The organism is Fluctibacter corallii, from assembly GCF_025751585.1.
Classification (GTDB): domain Bacteria; phylum Pseudomonadota; class Gammaproteobacteria; order Enterobacterales; family Alteromonadaceae; genus Fluctibacter_A; species Fluctibacter_A corallii.
Genome location: NZ_JAOWKX010000005.1, coordinates 128,207 through 144,822, shown reverse-complemented (window position 1 = coordinate 144,822; position 16,616 = coordinate 128,207). Strand labels below are relative to the sequence as shown.

Annotated in this window: 19 protein-coding genes; 12 read left to right on the top strand and 7 right to left on the bottom strand. The window is 42.9% G+C overall.

The window, feature by feature from the left end:
- The first annotated feature begins 3 nt into the window (after positions 1-3).
- Positions 4-642 (top strand): CPBP family intramembrane glutamic endopeptidase, encoded by a 639-nt coding sequence (locus OE749_RS10825; protein WP_263712474.1) that lies wholly within the window; start codon positions 4-6, stop codon positions 640-642.
- 77 nt (positions 643-719) lie between these two features.
- Here the strand turns inward: OE749_RS10825 and ihfA are convergent, their stop codons facing one another.
- From ihfA to pheS, 3 genes are read right to left on the bottom strand one after another with little or no spacing between them, the layout of a single operon-like run.
- The gene (ihfA, locus tag OE749_RS10820) at positions 720-1,019 is read right to left on the bottom strand and encodes an integration host factor subunit alpha (protein WP_263712473.1); all 300 of its coding nucleotides are present in this window, start codon (positions 1,017-1,019) and stop codon (positions 720-722) included.
- A gap of 4 nt (positions 1,020-1,023) precedes the next feature.
- Positions 1,024-3,411 carry a phenylalanine--tRNA ligase subunit beta gene (gene pheT, locus OE749_RS10815; protein WP_263712472.1) on the bottom strand — a complete coding sequence of 796 codons (2,388 nt, stop codon included), beginning with the start codon at positions 3,409-3,411 and terminating at the stop codon, positions 1,024-1,026.
- A gap of 12 nt (positions 3,412-3,423) precedes the next feature.
- Entirely contained in the window at positions 3,424-4,404 is a 981-nt protein-coding gene (pheS, locus tag OE749_RS10810) for a phenylalanine--tRNA ligase subunit alpha (RefSeq protein WP_263712471.1), read from the bottom strand.
- Positions 4,405-4,695: 291 nt separating this feature from the next.
- On the opposite strand from pheS, the gene OE749_RS10805 reads away from it, so the two are divergent.
- The 4 genes from OE749_RS10805 (at position 4,696) to OE749_RS10790 (ending at position 7,027) form a co-directional block, all read left to right on the top strand.
- Positions 4,696-5,691: a mechanosensitive ion channel family protein gene (locus OE749_RS10805; protein WP_263712470.1), complete on the top strand. Its 996-nt coding sequence runs from the start codon at positions 4,696-4,698 to the stop codon at positions 5,689-5,691.
- Positions 5,692-5,920: 229 nt separating this feature from the next.
- On the top strand, positions 5,921-6,250 hold the full coding sequence (locus tag OE749_RS10800) for a DUF883 domain-containing protein (RefSeq protein WP_263712469.1): 330 nt from the start codon (positions 5,921-5,923) through the stop codon (positions 6,248-6,250).
- A 14-nt stretch (positions 6,251-6,264) separates the two neighbouring features.
- Positions 6,265-6,690, top strand: coding sequence for a hypothetical protein (locus tag OE749_RS10795; protein WP_263712468.1), 426 nt, complete (start codon positions 6,265-6,267; stop codon positions 6,688-6,690).
- Position 6,691: 1 nt separating this feature from the next.
- On the top strand, positions 6,692-7,027 hold the full coding sequence (locus OE749_RS10790; RefSeq protein WP_263712467.1) for a hypothetical protein: 336 nt from the start codon (positions 6,692-6,694) through the stop codon (positions 7,025-7,027).
- A gap of 259 nt (positions 7,028-7,286) precedes the next feature.
- On the opposite strand, the gene rplT is transcribed toward OE749_RS10790, so the two are convergent.
- The 4 genes from rplT to thrS all read right to left on the bottom strand — a co-directional run bounded on the left by rplT (position 7,287) and on the right by thrS (position 10,540).
- The gene (gene rplT, locus OE749_RS10785; RefSeq protein WP_229158280.1) at positions 7,287-7,643 is read right to left on the bottom strand and encodes a 50S ribosomal protein L20; all 357 of its coding nucleotides are present in this window, start codon (positions 7,641-7,643) and stop codon (positions 7,287-7,289) included.
- A 16-nt stretch (positions 7,644-7,659) separates the two neighbouring features.
- On the bottom strand, positions 7,660-7,857 hold the full coding sequence (gene rpmI, locus OE749_RS10780) for a 50S ribosomal protein L35 (RefSeq protein WP_263712466.1): 198 nt from the start codon (positions 7,855-7,857) through the stop codon (positions 7,660-7,662).
- 136 nt (positions 7,858-7,993) lie between these two features.
- Complete coding sequence (gene infC, locus OE749_RS10775; RefSeq protein ID WP_263712682.1) at positions 7,994-8,533, bottom strand: translation initiation factor IF-3; 540 nt, start codon at positions 8,531-8,533, stop codon at positions 7,994-7,996.
- A 90-nt stretch (positions 8,534-8,623) separates the two neighbouring features.
- Positions 8,624-10,540: a threonine--tRNA ligase gene (thrS, locus tag OE749_RS10770; protein ID WP_263712465.1), complete on the bottom strand. Its 1,917-nt coding sequence runs from the start codon at positions 10,538-10,540 to the stop codon at positions 8,624-8,626.
- 202 nt (positions 10,541-10,742) lie between these two features.
- Between thrS and OE749_RS10765 the strand changes: the two genes are divergently transcribed.
- The 7 genes from OE749_RS10765 (at position 10,743) to OE749_RS10735 (ending at position 16,603) form a co-directional block, all read left to right on the top strand.
- Positions 10,743-11,480 carry an START domain-containing protein gene (locus OE749_RS10765; protein WP_263712464.1) on the top strand — a complete coding sequence of 246 codons (738 nt, stop codon included), beginning with the start codon at positions 10,743-10,745 and terminating at the stop codon, positions 11,478-11,480.
- Positions 11,481-11,575: 95 nt separating this feature from the next.
- Positions 11,576-12,436: a fructosamine kinase family protein gene (locus OE749_RS10760; protein WP_263712463.1), complete on the top strand. Its 861-nt coding sequence runs from the start codon at positions 11,576-11,578 to the stop codon at positions 12,434-12,436.
- Positions 12,437-12,569: 133 nt separating this feature from the next.
- Positions 12,570-13,316 carry a pteridine reductase gene (locus OE749_RS10755; RefSeq protein WP_263712462.1) on the top strand — a complete coding sequence of 249 codons (747 nt, stop codon included), beginning with the start codon at positions 12,570-12,572 and terminating at the stop codon, positions 13,314-13,316.
- 85 nt (positions 13,317-13,401) lie between these two features.
- A complete protein-coding gene (locus OE749_RS10750) occupies positions 13,402-13,605 on the top strand; it encodes a CPXCG motif-containing cysteine-rich protein (RefSeq protein WP_404828164.1) in 204 nt (67 codons plus the stop codon).
- An 88-nt stretch (positions 13,606-13,693) separates the two neighbouring features.
- Complete coding sequence (locus tag OE749_RS10745; protein WP_263712460.1) at positions 13,694-14,620, top strand: DUF3080 domain-containing protein; 927 nt, start codon at positions 13,694-13,696, stop codon at positions 14,618-14,620.
- 74 nt (positions 14,621-14,694) lie between these two features.
- Positions 14,695-14,892, top strand: coding sequence for a hypothetical protein (locus OE749_RS10740; RefSeq protein ID WP_263712459.1), 198 nt, complete (start codon positions 14,695-14,697; stop codon positions 14,890-14,892).
- 109 nt (positions 14,893-15,001) lie between these two features.
- Positions 15,002-16,603 (top strand): methyl-accepting chemotaxis protein, encoded by a 1,602-nt coding sequence (locus tag OE749_RS10735; RefSeq protein WP_263712458.1) that lies wholly within the window; start codon positions 15,002-15,004, stop codon positions 16,601-16,603.
- Positions 16,604-16,616: the final 13 nt, after the last annotated feature.

Genomic DNA, 16,616 nt, shown 5'->3' with positions numbered 1-16,616 from the left:
AAAATGAAGCTGATTCGATGGTGTGAACTCATCACCCTTTTCATCGTTTTACCTACCATAATGATAGCATTAATCAATGATATCGATGCTTGGTTAATGCCAGTCCTCTTCGCAGTCGGAACAGGTTGCCTCATTGTTTTGCTCGCCGATCAAAGCTTTAAGCGATTTCGGCTATGGCATACTGTTGCCTTTAATATTCATGTACGCCAATTACTCGCCCTTTTTTTACCCCTTTCTATAATGCTCTCTATTTTTGTGTACTTTTTATTGCCAGATAGATGGTTTGATCTTCCTTCGCGGCATCAGCAATTATGGCTGACAACCTTACTAATTTACCCTCTTGTGTCAGTCATTCCGCAAGAGTTAATATTTAGAACATATTTCTTTCATCGATATAAACGCATTTTACCGTCTAAAACAGCGAGATGGATTCTGAGTTCATTATGCTTTGGAATGGCCCATACTGTTTATGGGAATTGGATTGCAGTTGTATTGTCTTGCGCTGGAGGGCTTTTGTTCGGTTATCGCTACATGCAAACCCGATCAACACTCATCGTTGTACTGGAACATTCGCTTTGGGGATATTTTTTATTTACTGTTGGACTAGGCACGTACTTTCTGACCATGCAACAGTCTATGTAGGAATATTATTTAAAGCATAAAAAAAGCGAGAACCGTGATGTTCTTTCACACAGTTCTCGCGTTTTGTTCTCTGTCATTTACTGATCAGCAGGTTTGGTATTTTCTACCCGGCTTTTCAGCTTTTGCCCAGGTCGGAATGTAACAACCCTACGTGCTTTGATAGGAATATCTTCGCCCGTTTTTGGATTGCGGCCAGGCCGTTCGTTCTTCTGTCGTAAGTCGAAGTTACCAAAACCAGAAAGCTTTACTTGCTCTCCTGATTCTAATGCTTCACGGACTTCTTCGAAAAACAGTTCCACAAGCTCCTTCGCATCTCGCTTGTTAATGCCTAACTTTTCAAATAAATGTTCCGCCATGTCGGCTTTGGTTAACGCCATACCGTCATTCCCTCAGAGAAGCCCCGAATTGTTCTTTCAACTGGGACACAATGCTATCGACCTCTGCTTGAATTTCACTTTCTTCAAGCGTTCTCGTTGCGTCCTGCAAGGTAATTGAAATAGCCAGACTCTTAAATCCAGGCTCAATTCCTTTACCTCTATATACATCGAACAAGTTTAGGCCAACTAATTGATTTCCGCCAGATTTTTCGACGCAGTTTAAAATATCGCCTACAGCCTTATCTTCCGATACTACAACGGCAATGTCACGTCTGTTCGCCGGAAATTTCGAAATTTCTTTAGCCTCAGGTATCTTTTTAGTCGAAATAGCGTCTAAATCCAACTCAAAAACGTAAGTTCTTCCGTTTAAACCCAATGTTTTTTCAAATTTAGGGTGAATCGCGCCAATATGACCAATTAGATGACCTTGCATAAAGATAGCAGCACTTTGCCCTGGGTGAAGTGCACTATGTTGAGCTGGCTTAAATTCTACCTCGGATATTTTAGCCGTAGCAGACAACAGCGCCTCTACATCAGCTTTAACATCAAAGAAGTCTACTGCGCGGTCAGGTTTATCCCAGTGTTCATCATTGATGTTACCCGCGACAACACCTGCAATCATATTTTCTTGTCTGACACCCGCTTTCTCACTGCTATCAGGAATAAAGCGCAACCCTGTTTCGAACAAACGAACACGGCCTTGTTGACGTTTTTGATTATATGATACAGCCGGCAGTAGGCCTGACCATAAGCTTACACGCATCACAGACATGTCAGCCGAAATCGGATGAGGTAGCACTAACCCTTTAAGTTCAGGGAATAAGGCAGCTTGCATTTTAGGTTCAACGAACGAATAGGTAATCGCCTCTTGATACTCTCGATTTACCAACACATCTTTAAACGTTTTTGCAGAAATTGCCGCTTCTTGATGTTGAGACATCTTTAGCTGTGCCGTAGGCGAAACGTTAGGAATCGCGTTGTAGCCATAAACCCGAGCAACTTCTTCAATCAAATCTTCTTCGATAGCGATATCAAATCGGTAGGAAGGCACTTCGGTTTGCCATTCATTACAGTCAAACGTAGCATCAAGGCCAAGGCGATTTAAAATATCTGTCACTTTTTCTTGTGCTATCTCAATACCCAAAACGCGTTCTAAACGTTGTTTACGCAACGTTACCTTACGCGTGGTTGGTAAGTGATCGTGGCTCACCGCTTCTGTTATTGGCCCAACATCACCACCAACAATTTGTGTAAGTAGTTCTGTTGCACGCTCCATAGCAACACGCTGAAGCTGCGGATCAACGCCTCGCTCATAGCGATGTGAGGCATCTGTGTGTAAACCATATTGGCGCGCTACGCCACGAATGGCATCGGGTGAGAAAAACGCACTTTCAAGGAAAATATGTTGGGTGTTCGCTGTTACACCAGACTCTTCACCGCCAAAAATCCCCGCCATCGCAAGGGCTTTACTCTGGTCGGCAATAAGTAGCGTATCAGTTTTCAGCTCAACTTCGTTGCCATCAAGTAATGTCAGCTTTTCATTTTCAGCCGCATGTCTAACAATAATATCGCCATCTAACTTATCAAGGTCGAAAGCGTGCATGGGATGACCCAGCTCAAGCAACACATAGTTCGTTACATCAACAACAGGATCGATGCTACGTATGCCGCTTCGGCGCAATTTTTCTTGCATCCATAAAGGTGAAGCAGCAGACAAATTAACATTGCGAATAACACGACCGAGATAACGTGGGCATGCATCTGGTGATTCAAGACGAATAGCTCTCGTTTCTTGTAGAGTTTCTTCAACTGAGGTTATTTCAGGCTTACACACATCCGCTTGGTTCAATACGCCAACTTCACGCGCTAAACCGCGAATTCCCAGACAGTCAGCGCGGTTCGGCGTCAAGTCTACTTCGATGGCTTTGTCATCAAGGTTCAAATATTCTCTGATGTCTTGCCCAAGAGGAGCGTCTTCAGGAAGCTCAATGATACCGTCATGATCATCAGATATACCTAACTCTGAAAAGCTACACAACATGCCGTGAGAAGGTTGCCCACGTAGCTTTGCTTTCTTAATTTTAAAATTGCCTGGTAACACCGCTCCTACTGTCGCGACGGCAACTTTAAGACCTAAGCGACAATTTGGCGCACCACATACAATATCAAGTAGTTCATCTTCGCCTACATTGACCTTGGTGACGCGTAATTTATCGGCATCTGGGTGCTGCCCGCACTCAACAACTTCACCAACTTTAACACCGGTAAATTCCCCTGCCACGGGATCAACAGCATCTACCTCAAGGCCAGCCATACTTAGTTGCTCTGCCAGCTCTTCAGACGTAATGGCTGGATTGACCCACTCTCTTAACCAATTTTCACTGAATTTCATTGTCGTTTTCGCCTATTTGAACTGCTTGAGGAAACGTAGATCATTTTCAAAAAATGCACGTAAATCGTTAACGCCATAACGCAACATAGTTAGACGCTCAACCCCCATGCCAAAGGCAAATCCTGTGTACTCTTCAGGATCAATATTCACTGCGCGTAATACGTTAGGGTGAACCATTCCGCACCCTAGCACTTCAAGCCACTTTCCATTTTTACCCATAACATCCACTTCAGCCGAAGGCTCAGTAAATGGGAAGTAAGAAGGACGGAAACGAACTTTCAGATCTTCTTCAAAGAAATTATTCAAGAAGTCATGCAGAATGCCCTTCAACTCAGTAAAGCTCACATTCTTATCGACCATCAGCCCTTCTACCTGATGAAACATAGGCGTGTGCGTTTGGTCGTAGTCGTTTCGATAAACACGACCCGGCGAAATAATGCGCAAAGGAGGCTTTTCGACTTCCATCGTACGAATTTGCACGCCCGAGGTTTGCGTTCTCAACATCACATCTGGATTAAAGTAGAATGTATCGTGATCTGCTCTGGCAGGATGGTTATCCGGAATATTTAGCGCATCAAAATTATGGAATCCATCTTCAACTTCAGGCCCTGACTTCACACTAAATCCAAGTTCACTAAAGAAACTCTCGATGCGATTAATCGTTCTTGTGACAGGGTGAAGCCCACCGACAGACGTGCCACGGCCAGGTAACGTAACATCAATGGTTTCAGAAGCCAGCTTAGCATTTAACTCCTGATCTCTTAGGAATTCGCCACGAGCTTGAATAAGCTGCTGGATTTGGCCCTTAGCCTGATTGATCTTTTGTCCTTCTGCTGGGCGTTCTTCAGCCGACAATTTGCCCAACCCTTTCAACAGGTCGGTTAACTGGCCTTTTTTGCCCATAAAGTCGACGCGGACAGCATCTAATGTTGCCGCATCTTGCGCTTCGTTTATGCGCATTTCTGCTTGATTAATTATGGCGTCGAGATCCATAGATTCCTCGATTTGGATAGTGCTAATTTTAAGCGTCGTTGGTTCACTTCAACGCGTATACATATATTTAAAAAAGAACCCGCAATTGTACATGATCTTGACTCCCTTCTTCCAGAGCAAAAGCATTAATTCGTTGAAAAATTGGGCAAATATAGACAATACATGCTATTAAGGTGATCTATTCACCGCGTATTGGGCTAACACTCAAGTCAACATAAACAGGAGATGCTCAATCGGCATCAGGTAAAGATGCGAAACGCGGAAAACAAAAACAACGTTACTGGTAGTGTTATGGATCCAATTACAGATATACTCAACAGCGCGAGAGACCTTCTTCCTGAAATAGGTATCGGCTTCTTAATACTCATAATTACGTTTATTCTATCTGCGCCATTCGCTAATTTTTTAACTCGGTTAGTGTCAAACGTCTATTCTTCACTTCTTATTCAAACCGTGGTTCGCAGAACATTTCGCATAGCATTTATCTTGCTTGGCCTTTATCTGTTTTTACAGTTTGCCGGGCTCACATCATTCGCGTTAGCTATTCTTAGCGGCACGGGTGTCATCGGTCTTATTGTCGGATTTGCATTTAAAGATATTGCCGAAAATTTTATCTCAAGCTTACTATTGAGCATTCAACGACCATTTAAAATTGGTGATGTGATTGAAGTCGATGGGCAGACAGGCATCATCAAACAAGTCACCGCCCGTGCTACCACCTTGGTGGACTTTGATGGAAATCATATTCAGATTCCCAACGCGACCATTTACAAAAATACCATTAAGAATTTCACAGCAAACCCGAATATGCAAAGTCACTTCATGGTTGGCATCGGTTATGACAACAATATTCAAACTGCACAACAAATCGCGATGTCAGCATTGACATCATTAACGCCAATTTTAAAAGAGCCTGAACCCCAGATTTTGGTCGATTCATTAGGCTCTGCCACGATTAACATTAAAGTGTATTTTTGGCTAAACGCACACGACTACAGCGTACTAAAAGTATCATCGTTGGCCATGCGCGCTGTTACCAATGCCTTTCTTGAAAATAATATTTCAATGCCAGACGATGCCAGAGAAATCGTATTTCCTGAAGGCGTGCCAATTTATCGCCAAAAGCATTACGAACCGAAAACTAACGCTGAAGCATCAACACCCACTTCCCCACCAATATCAGCGCGCGCAATAAATCAAATAGATGATGTGTCTTCCTCGATTCAAGAGATTCATAATCAAGCGCAAAATGCGAGAGATCCTGAACAGGGTAAAAATATTCTATAATTAGAGCGTATTGCCATATCGGGTCGTTAAACAAAGCAGTAAACGAAGTAAAGTAGCAGTATGAAACAATTACACGTTGCTCTTAAATCGTTGTAAATGTTGCGCGGAAAACGATGACAATACTAAGGGGTAGACGTCGCAACGCTATGATTTATATAGAGTATGTTTAACAGGCATACGTTTTGCTGTCTACCTGTTACTTTCTATCGGAAAAGTAAAAGAGGAAATTATGGCAACTGCATCACCACAAAGTAAATCTCAACCTAATGGCACAGGAAATACACATGTTTCTACAGGCGCTCCGCTTACAGACAAAGCCCGAGATACCTTGCATGAAGCAATTGACAATTTAGCCGCTCGCGTGTCTGCAACCGAAGTTTCATTAAGAGAAGGTGCGCATAATTCAGCTGAATCTTTCAGTAAAAAGCGCGACGAAATTGACAAAAAGTGGCATTCATCGTCAGTCGGCAAATATGTATCAGATCACCCTGTCGCTTCTGCGGGTATCGCATTTGCAGCGGGCGTGCTTATTTCGTCATTATTACGCAAGCCTAATTAGAGGGAACTGTTCTGATGAACCGCCCTGTAAGGCCTAAAGAAGCAGACGCAGAATCACTAAGTGATTCTGCGCTTCTTGAAGAGATTTTTTCAGCCGGAACTGAATTAGCAGAAGGGTATCAGCAACAATGGAATGCTGGTGTACGTCTAGCGCAATACGAATGGCAGCATAGCAAGCACAGTTTCTTTCTCACTATTTTACTCTCAATCGTGTTGGGGGTCGTAATAGCGGGTTTATGGGGACTCATCAATTGGGCTGTTGCACTAGGCCTCATGTCAATAGACGCAAATTACTGGGTCGTCATTCCGTCATTGTTTGTGTTGAATCTATTCGCAAGCTATGTGCTCTGGCACACGATAAAACAGACGTCGTCTCGTATTGGATTCAGCCGAACGTGGCGCGTACTTAAATTGTCAACGCCGCCAGAAGAGGAGAAGTAAGATGCTAGGCAACCTATTATTAAGGCGAGAACGTCGTGAACTAGATGCATTACAAAAAGCCTATTATTTTAGAAAACAGCAAAACCACATTTTGACAGATAAACTATTGGTTCATTCGGAGTCGTTGCTCAAACGACCAGAATCTCTGGTTGCCAGTTTTTCTTTAGGCTTCTTGAAAGGATGGTTAGGAACAAATAACACTACGGAAAGCCGCTTTTCATTTACAGCCATAGCCATGAAATTGTGGCAAATTAAAGCGAACAGAGAACTTGCCAAAGATACCGCAAGAGATGAATTGGCTGAAGCCGGTGTTCCTCCCTCTAGTTCGTCTGAATAATCGTTCCATCCCACCTTTTCACGTACACTTCATTTGCTTTTTTGTCATAAAAATCTCGACAAAACACGCATCTAATGCAAGCTGCTTTTTAATTGTACGGCAATTTGATATATGGCGAGGGGAGTTCTGTTCACCACCTGCGTAGGCTTGCATGATTATGAAACGTTAATGAAATAACGATACTTGATTCAGAAAAGAAAAACGGCGAGCATCCTGCTCGCCGTTTCCCGAAAGAACTTAAACTTAATTGTTTATAAAATTAAGCCAGTGCGCCTTTTGCAGCTTCTACAAGTGCGCTGAATGCATTTTTGTCGTGAACAGCAATGTCTGCCAAGATCTTACGATCGATTTCTACAGACGCTTTCTTAAGACCGTTGATGAAACGGCTATAAGACATGCCATTTTGACGCGCTGCCGCGTTAATACGTGCAATCCATAGTTGACGGAATTGACGCTTACGCTGACGACGGTCACGATATGCATATTGACCAGCTTTAGTTACTGCCTGGACAGCAACGCGATAAACACGACTACGAGCACCATAATAGCCTTTAGCCTGCTTTAGTACTTTTTTGTGACGTGCACGTGCAATTACACCACGTTTTACTCTTGCCATTATTCAGTCTCCTCTCTTACACGTATGGAAGCATACGTTGGATCAAAGCTGTATCCGCAGTATGAACTAGTTTCTTGCCACGTAAGTGACGTTTACGCTTAGAGCTCTTCTTGGTCAAAATGTGACGCAAGTGAGACTGTTTACTTTTGAAGCGACCTGAAGCAGTTTTCTTGAAACGCTTAGCAGCTCCACGGTTAGTTTTCATTTTAGGCATTGCTAAAACTCCGCATTGTTAAATGGACCTCGCTGTATTGCAGATACAGGGGTCGTTGTTACAACCAGTAGCAAGGTGATTCGGGTGCAGATCCCTATTCCGTGAGGAATAAGGCCCGATTACTTGTAAACCTTACTTACTTCTTAACAGGGGCAAGCACCATGATCATTTGTCGGCCTTCAACCCGGTTAGGGAAAGACTCAACATTAGCAATTTCCTCTAGATCCGCTTTAACACGATTCAAAAGTTCAATGCCGATCTCTTGGTGCGCCATTTCACGTCCGCGAAAGCGAATCGTTACTTTGGCTTTATCGCCACCTTCTAGAAAGCGACGCAGGTTGCGCAGTTTGACCTGGTAGTCGCCTTCATCAGTGCCAGGGCGAAATTTAATCTCCTTGACCTGAATTTGCTTCTGCTTTTTCTTCTGCTCTTTTTGAGCTTTACTTTTCTCAAACAAGAACTTGCCGTAATCCATTACTTTACATACAGGCGGCTCAGCATTTGGACTAATTTCAACCAAATCCAGACTTGCTTCTTCGGCGGCTTGAAGTGCTTCATTTATTGACACCACTCCTACCTGCTCGCCTTCTTGTCCAATTAAGCGTACTTCCCTTGCTTTAATTTCATTATTGATTCGAGCTTTGTCGCTCTGAGCCTTATTGTTAGCGCCTTTAATGTGCTAGTCCTCCAAAATGTTCAATCTTCGCGTTACCCGCTGTGAAAAAGCAAATAAAGCGGGTAACCTCTTGCTATTGCGTAAAAGCAATTAGCTTATAACTTTGTCTTTGACCTCTTGCGCTGCCTTTTCGATAAATGCTTCGATAGACATCGAACCGAGATCTTCACCTTTACGTGTTCTTACAGCAATTTGGCCAGCTTCCATTTCTTTGTCGCCGACAACCAGCATATATGGAACACGCTTTAATGTGTGCTCGCGGATTTTAAAGCCAATTTTCTCATTTCTCAAGTCAGACTTTGCTCTAAAGCCATTTTCTTGTAACTTTTTCACTACATTGGCCGCATATTCGCTCTGTTTATCGGTAATATTCATCACCATTATTTGCTGAGGAGCTAACCAAAGTGGGAATAAACCCGCAAACTCTTCAGTTAAAATACCAATAAAACGCTCTAACGAGCCAAGTACCGCACGGTGAATCATTACTGGTACTTTGCGTTCACCGTCTTCAGCGACATATGTTGAACCCAGACGATTTGGCATTGAGAAATCAAGCTGTACTGTACCACACTGCCATGCACGATCTAAACAATCGTACAAAGTAAATTCGATTTTAGGACCGTAGAACGCTCCCTCACCAGGCAAATAACTGAACTCTATGCCTTTCGCCGTGAGTACGTCAGCTAGTGATTTTTCAGCCTTATCCCACATTTCGTCACTACCGACGCGCTTTTCTGGACGCGTTGATAGTTTTACAACGATTTTGCTAAATCCAAATGCTTCATAGGCTTCGTATATCATGTCTATACAGCTACCGACTTCAGCCTCGATCTGATCTTCAGTACAAAATACGTGCGCGTCATCTTGCGTGAACCCACGTACCCGCATCAGACCATGCAACGCACCAGAAGGTTCATTTCGATGACAACATCCAAATTCTGCCATTCTTATCGGCAAATCACGGTAAGACTTCAAGCCTTGATTAAAAATCTGCACGTGACCAGGGCAGTTCATGGGTTTAATCGCATATTCACGCTTTTCCGACTCGGTAGTAAACATGTTTTCCGCGTACTTGTCCCAGTGTCCTGATTTTTCCCATAACGAGCGATCCATCATCAGTGGACCTTTGACTTCGTCATAACTGTATTTACGCAGCATGTCACGGACAAACTTTTCTAATTCTGTGTAAATGCTCCAGCCATCGTTATGCCAGAAAACCATACCTGGCGCTTCTTCTTGCCAATGGAACAGATCAAGCGCTTTACCTATTTTTCTGTGGTCGCGTTTTTCCGCTTCTTCTAAGCGGGTTAAATACGACTTCAGTTGCTTCTTGTCAGCCCATGCAGTGCCATAAATACGTTGAAGCATTTTGTTGTCACTGTCACCGCGCCAGTATGCACCCGCCACTTTCATGATTTTTAAGTGATGACAGAATTTCATGTTAGGCACATGAGGGCCACGGCACATATCAATATATTCTTCGTGGTGATATAGGCCTGGACGATCAGATTTTTCAATGTTCTCGTCTAAGATTTCTGTTTTGTAACTCTCTCCACGAGATGCAAAGGTCTCACGCGCCTCTTCCCAGCTCACCTTCTTTTTCACAACATCGTAATTGGTTTTCGCCAATTCAAGCATGCGTTTTTCTAGTTTTTGAAGGTCTTCGCTCGTCAACGAATGCTCAAGGTCTACGTCATAGTAGAAGCCATTGTCAATCACAGGACCAATTGCCATTTTCGCATCAGGCCATAGTTGCTTAATCGCGTGACCCAACAAGTGAGCGCTAGAGTGTCGAATAATCTCTAACCCTTCCTCATCTTTCGCCGTAATAATTTGCAACTTTGCATCTTCGGTAATCATATCGCTTGCATCTGCAAGCTCACCATTGATCTTACCCGCGATCGTTGCTTTTGCTAGGCCAGGACCGATGTCGTTTGCAACATCCATGACTGATACAGCATGTTCAAATTGGCGTTGACTGCCATCAGGGAGGGTTATAGTAACCATTCGTTTTCCTATTTACAGTGGTGACGCCTACCAAGCGCCACTTGCGTTATTCATCAGTTTTCTTTTTATTTCACAGGCTGCACAATTAAACAAAACCACAGACTGCGCCAAAAACTTAAGTTAAACTTGTTATTTCACCTTGAGTCAGGTTCAAAAGATGTTCCTTTATAAGGACGTATACGTACCTAAGGAGCAAACCCGAATGATAGCGAATTTTAGTACTGATATGCAATTAGCTTTAAGGCCAGTTTTTGCCCCCTTCCTTGTCTTTTTTTTGTTAGTCACGTTTATCCACCCGCTCAGTGCAAAAGAGAAACACCATCACATGCTAGCAAACCCTATTTCCTCACAGACCACTCAAGGCTGGAATATTGAAAAGCAGAATCAAAATGTCGTGGTGATGAGTCGGCAACGTGTACAAGGGGTATTTGAAATTCAAGCTATTACGTTCGCTAAGGCTAAATCTACTGCCCTGTTGGCGTTACTGGATGACACTGACGCAGCGACAGAATGGATAACCCACGCAAAATCAGTCGATGTATTAGACTGGTTTGGTCATAGCGAGAGAACAGTGAAAACCGTATTTAATGCACCTTGGCCATTTTCTGACCGCGACATGATAACCCGCTCAATAGCAGAATATGATTCGAACATTGACGTCCTCACTATCAACATTGAAAATCAAGGTGATCGTTACCCAACGCAAAGCCACCTAGTAAGAATTCAGCATGTTCAAGGTCAATGGCGCGTGTACCCTACTTCACATTCAAACGACGACTCAATGGTTATCATTACCTACCAAGGCAGTGCTGATGCGGGCGGAAGTATTCCCGAGTGGCTTGCTAATCACCTCGCGATATCGTCTATTTTTACCACGTTTATTCAGCTGCAAAAAAAGGTCGCTAATCCAAAATACCAAAAAGTACAAATTACCGATTGACATAAAAACGTCGCTTAGCATAGCGTAATCAACCTACTAAACTTGCGTTGTGTTCCATACTATCAGTCTGTTTAACATGAAATATGGTCAATGCCATGTGGCACTTCATCAGTGAGCAAATCAGTCAATCAATCGGTGATGATTTTATATGTGATGATATTCGAGAAGTAAAAGGCGGCGATACCCATCAGAATTATAAAATATCTGATGGCCACAAACGCTTTTTCATCAAGTTAAATGGTGATGATGGCTTACCCTATTTTGATGCTGAAACTGTCGGGTTGAACCATCTCAGAGACACGCAGTTATTCCGTGTCCCAAATGTTATTTGTTCAGGCATTATTGAAAATACCAGTTATCTTGTGCTTGAGCATATTGTGTTACAACACGGCGATGAGCAAAGCTGGTACCAATTGGGTGTTCAACTAGCCCACATGCATCAACAACATACTCAAGAAATGTTTGGCTGGCAGGAAGACAATTTCATCGGACGCACACCGCAACCCAATCATTGGCATAAGCGATGGGATGTGTTTTTTGCAGAAGAACGTATTGGCTTTTTATTGCAACTGCTTGCAGAGAAAGGAGAGTGCTCAGTCTCTATCGAACGAGCAGTAGACAGTGTTAAACAACTTCTTTACGGACACCACCCTATCGCTTCCATGTTACATGGTGATTTGTGGTCAGGAAATGTTGGATTTCACCAACGCACGCCGGTTTTGTTTGACCCTGCATTTTATTTTGGTGACAGAGAAACAGACATTGCCATGACCGAACTATTTAGCCGTTTTCCCCCTTCGTTTTATGATGGCTACGAAGCGACATGGCCGCTCAACGAAGGGTACGCATATCGAAAACAAGTGTACCAGCTTTATCATATTCTCAATCACGCTCTCATGTTTGGTAGCCACTACCGCGATACTGCCACGTCTATGTTGATGGCGCTTGACCAATAATATCGAGACGACATTCATCGAACAGCGAAAATAGCGCAAAGAAAACCCAGTATGAAGCAACGCTAATTTGCTTTTTTCTCTTGGCATTTGTTATTACACTACATGCTTTAAAAGAAACAAAAAGCACGCTTCTATGTCAGGTACTCCAGTCGCGCTCATTACTGGCAGCGCAAAACGCATTGGCGCACACATTGCCGGTCACCTTCACCAGTTAGGTTACAACATCGTATTACACTACCATCACTCTGAAAAAGACGCGTTAAGTTTATGTAGCCAGCTTAATCAGACACGCCCTCATTCATGTAAAGTCGTGCAAGGGGATCTATGTAACGTCTCAGATGTCGCCGCAGTAGCGGATAACGCCATACAAGCGTTTTCTAAACTCAATGTATTAATAAACAATGCCTCCTCATTCTTTCCAACGCCATTCGGGGAAATTACACCCGATCATTGGCATCATTTGGTAGGGAGTAATTTGCAAGGCCCATTATTTTTGTCGCAAGCCTGTTTGCCTACGTTAAAAGCCAACCGAGGTGTGATTATTAATATGGCTGATATTCACGTTGAGCGCCCACTAGCGCGTCACAGTGTGTATACATTGGCAAAAGCGGGATTAGTTAATCTAACAAAGTCGTTGGCGTGTGAATTAGCACCAGATATCCGTGTAAATGCCGTAGCCCCAGGCGCGATTTTGTGGCCTGAAGCACCACTGTCAGAGTCTGAAAAAGCGGCAGTATTGGCTTCTATTCCTGCTAATCGGCTTGGTTCAGCACAAGATATTGCTGAGGCCATTGCTTATTTGATTCGTGCCACTTACGTGACGGGTCAAGTCATTTCTGTAGATGGAGGAAGAAGTATCGCTTCAAATGCAAAAGCCTAAATACCCTATCTTACTCACGGAAATTAGTAGCCTCGACTACACTTAATACACAGTATTTTGAAGAGTGAGAGAATCCGTGGAGTAAATGATGGAAACAAAATCTGCGACAATTGAATGTCCTCATTGCGGCCATTCTATGCATATTAGTATTGATTACAGCAATGGTGACCAAGATTATTTTGAAGATTGCCCTAACTGCTGTAACAATGTACACATTAGCCTTCATATGAACGAAACGAAACGGCGTATAGATATATGCGTTATGTCAGACGATGAGCAAGTGTATTAAGTAGGAAAAGATCATTAAGCATATTATGTGGAGCATCGTATTCATATGCTCGCTGACCTCTTGTAGTCAAAAAAACGATCTAGCCGATGTGTATAAAAATTACACCCTGAGACTGTCGGCGGTTCTGGGTGTTGAGCTGCCTGACACGGTTTCTCCTGACATATTAACCTATCCTAACTTCAGCGAAATGCGCCAAGACATCCCAATGTTAACCATAAATGTGAGAGAGTTCGCGCGCTTGAGCCACTGCCCCGCCATTCAACTTATTGGTGAACGAAATACGGCACTAGGGAAAGTCCAAACGCCATCGGTTCGTTTTGTTTATGAGTTTAAACTCCTTCAGGCTTTAAAGGTGTGTGCCGATAACCAGCCTGAAGAAAAAAAGCCCCCCATACAAGCCTGGATTAAATTGAAACAATCACAACTCGGTGGTGTGTGGGCGAATATGATGCAGTTGAGCCCCGAAATACGCAGACAACTCTCTCACAATGCGGGGTATATTAACGCGGATAATTTACACGTCGGTGACGTAGCACAAGCACTGGCAATACTAGCAAACGCGCAATCAGCAAAACATGTCACCTCTGAGGTAATCGAAACTGCAATGCGTGTGCTAACCGTATACCCTGTCATCGCGCATCAGCAACGTAGTCAGCTATTTTTGACAGCGAACTTAAAACAGCTCACAGACACACTGTCTGAATTGACAATCGATCTCCCGTGCGAAAGTGCGCGTCATAAACCCAACGTATCCTATTTAGCCAATGTCTTTCGCCAACAATTCATAGCCCATATTCAGCCTATTGGCGCCAACCTAAACCAGAATCATTATGCGCTCTCTGAAATATTAGAAAAATTGGCACACCACCCTGAGCTATCGCCAGCATTTAAGCAGAAAATACAAAGGTTTTTTTCTACTTTTGATGCCTACAAACACGAAATGCAGCGCCATATTGCGTTTTGGCAAACACAACTTAAAGCCTGTGATATCCCCACTCAATACCTCACTCAATAAATGGTTGTCTCTTTTCACCATGCTGTATATTATTACAGTACAGACATCCTAGTCATTTCTGGTGTTTATGTTGTATGAGAAAAACCTGCACTATATTCAACGCTGACAATGCCTATGTTGGCGCAATCACTTTTGGACAAAACCCGCTCTTTAAAATATGGAAAATAAAATACATCACCAGTGATCTACCTATTCCGAGCGACGCACTCCCCAGCGAAGTCAAACAGATCATCACATCGAAAGGCTGGCATTATGCATGGCGCAGAACCTAATAAGCATCTATTGTTTTACAAGCAAGGAAAGAATTTTTTGGTTCAAACGGTCTATACTGAAAGTCATTGAAAAAACAGTAGTTTTCTAATTTTTGAGAACATTATTAATATGAAAAATAACAGTGTCTATTCAACCACCATGATCGGCTATGGGTTCATTCTGGCAATCGTCTTGATTACTGCGGCGATTCAAGTAAAAAACAATGTAAGCATCCTAGAATTAAGCCGCTCTTTTACTCAAGACACCCTGCCTTTAAAAGAACAACTGCAATCTCTTGAAAGGCAAATTAAGAATACGCAAATCGATGCATTCGCATTGTATGGTACGGTGTTGAGTAGTAACGAATTTGCAGATATTTTCGAACAACGCAAAGCTGATATTGCTTCCCTGTCTCAGCAAGTCTTTTCAAATTCTGGTAAAAGCCTCGCTCTCGACAAAGAACTAAACGGCTTGCTCAATAATGTACAGCGTTTAATGGGCGTAATGGCGCAAAGTAGTGTCAATTGGGATTTGGCCCGAGATATATTAATGGAGCAACAGCAAATTTCTGAGCGCTTGAACCAAGCATTAAAACAAATATCTGACAATGTAAACATGCGCGCATCTGATAAAAACGAAGAGATTGCCAATCATATCGTGCGTGCAAACATGCTATTAGCAATTACATTAGCCTCCTTGATTGGATGCATCGCCCTCGCATTTGTATTAAACAAACGGTTTATTATCGACCCCATTAAATCGGTATCATCTGACTTACACATTATTACTCGGAATAAAGATTTAACCCACGTTATTCATCATCACTCAAATAACGAGCTGGGCCAACTTGCGGGCGATATTCGCAGCCTAATTTTGACCATTAAGGACAATAACCATAAAACAACGAGTACCGTGACCAATTTAAATGCTGAGATGGTTGAGATTAGCCGCGTTGCCGAAACAACTAAACAACAAGCGGTCGAAGTCAGTAAAAACATCAGTGTTAATCAGGAAAACATTCAACGTTTAGACGAGCGCATTAACGAGCTATCAAATAGCTGTGATTCTGTTGCAGAGCTCGGTGGGCGTTCAGCACAAAGTATGCAAGAATGTGAGAATCTGGTGACTTCGACATCTAAAAGTATTCGTGCGTTATCAGACGACATATCTCACTCAGCAAATCAATTGTTAACATTAAAAGCCTCTGGCGATCAGGTGGGCAAGGTTGTGCAATCTATCGCTGAAATTGCAGAACAAACCAATTTACTGGCCTTAAATGCAGCTATCGAAGCCGCGCGAGCCGGCGAATCTGGTCGCGGATTTGCAGTCGTAGCAGATGAAGTTCGCGCGTTATCAGGCCGCACTTTTGAGTCAACAAATGAAATAAATGACATTCTAGACTCTATAGTCAAATCTATTAACAACACCGTCTCAACCATGGAAAAAAACCAAACGAGCGCAAATGAATGCGTTGATATTGCCTCAAAAACCGCCTCTTCACTGCACGATGTTCAAGAAAATGTCAACGACTTAAGCCGTGAGAACCACAGATTGTCAGATTACGCAAAAGAAAGCCTTAATAATACCGAGCAGTTACGTTCCTCTGCCTTCAGTTTAGAAAACCTTGGAAAAGAACTTCGAGATTCAAGTGAACAAAATAGAACGTCTGCCCATAAGCTCAAACAACTTGCCAACAATTTGGAAACAGTGACCAAAGAGTATAAAAGTTGACAGTAGAATAAGA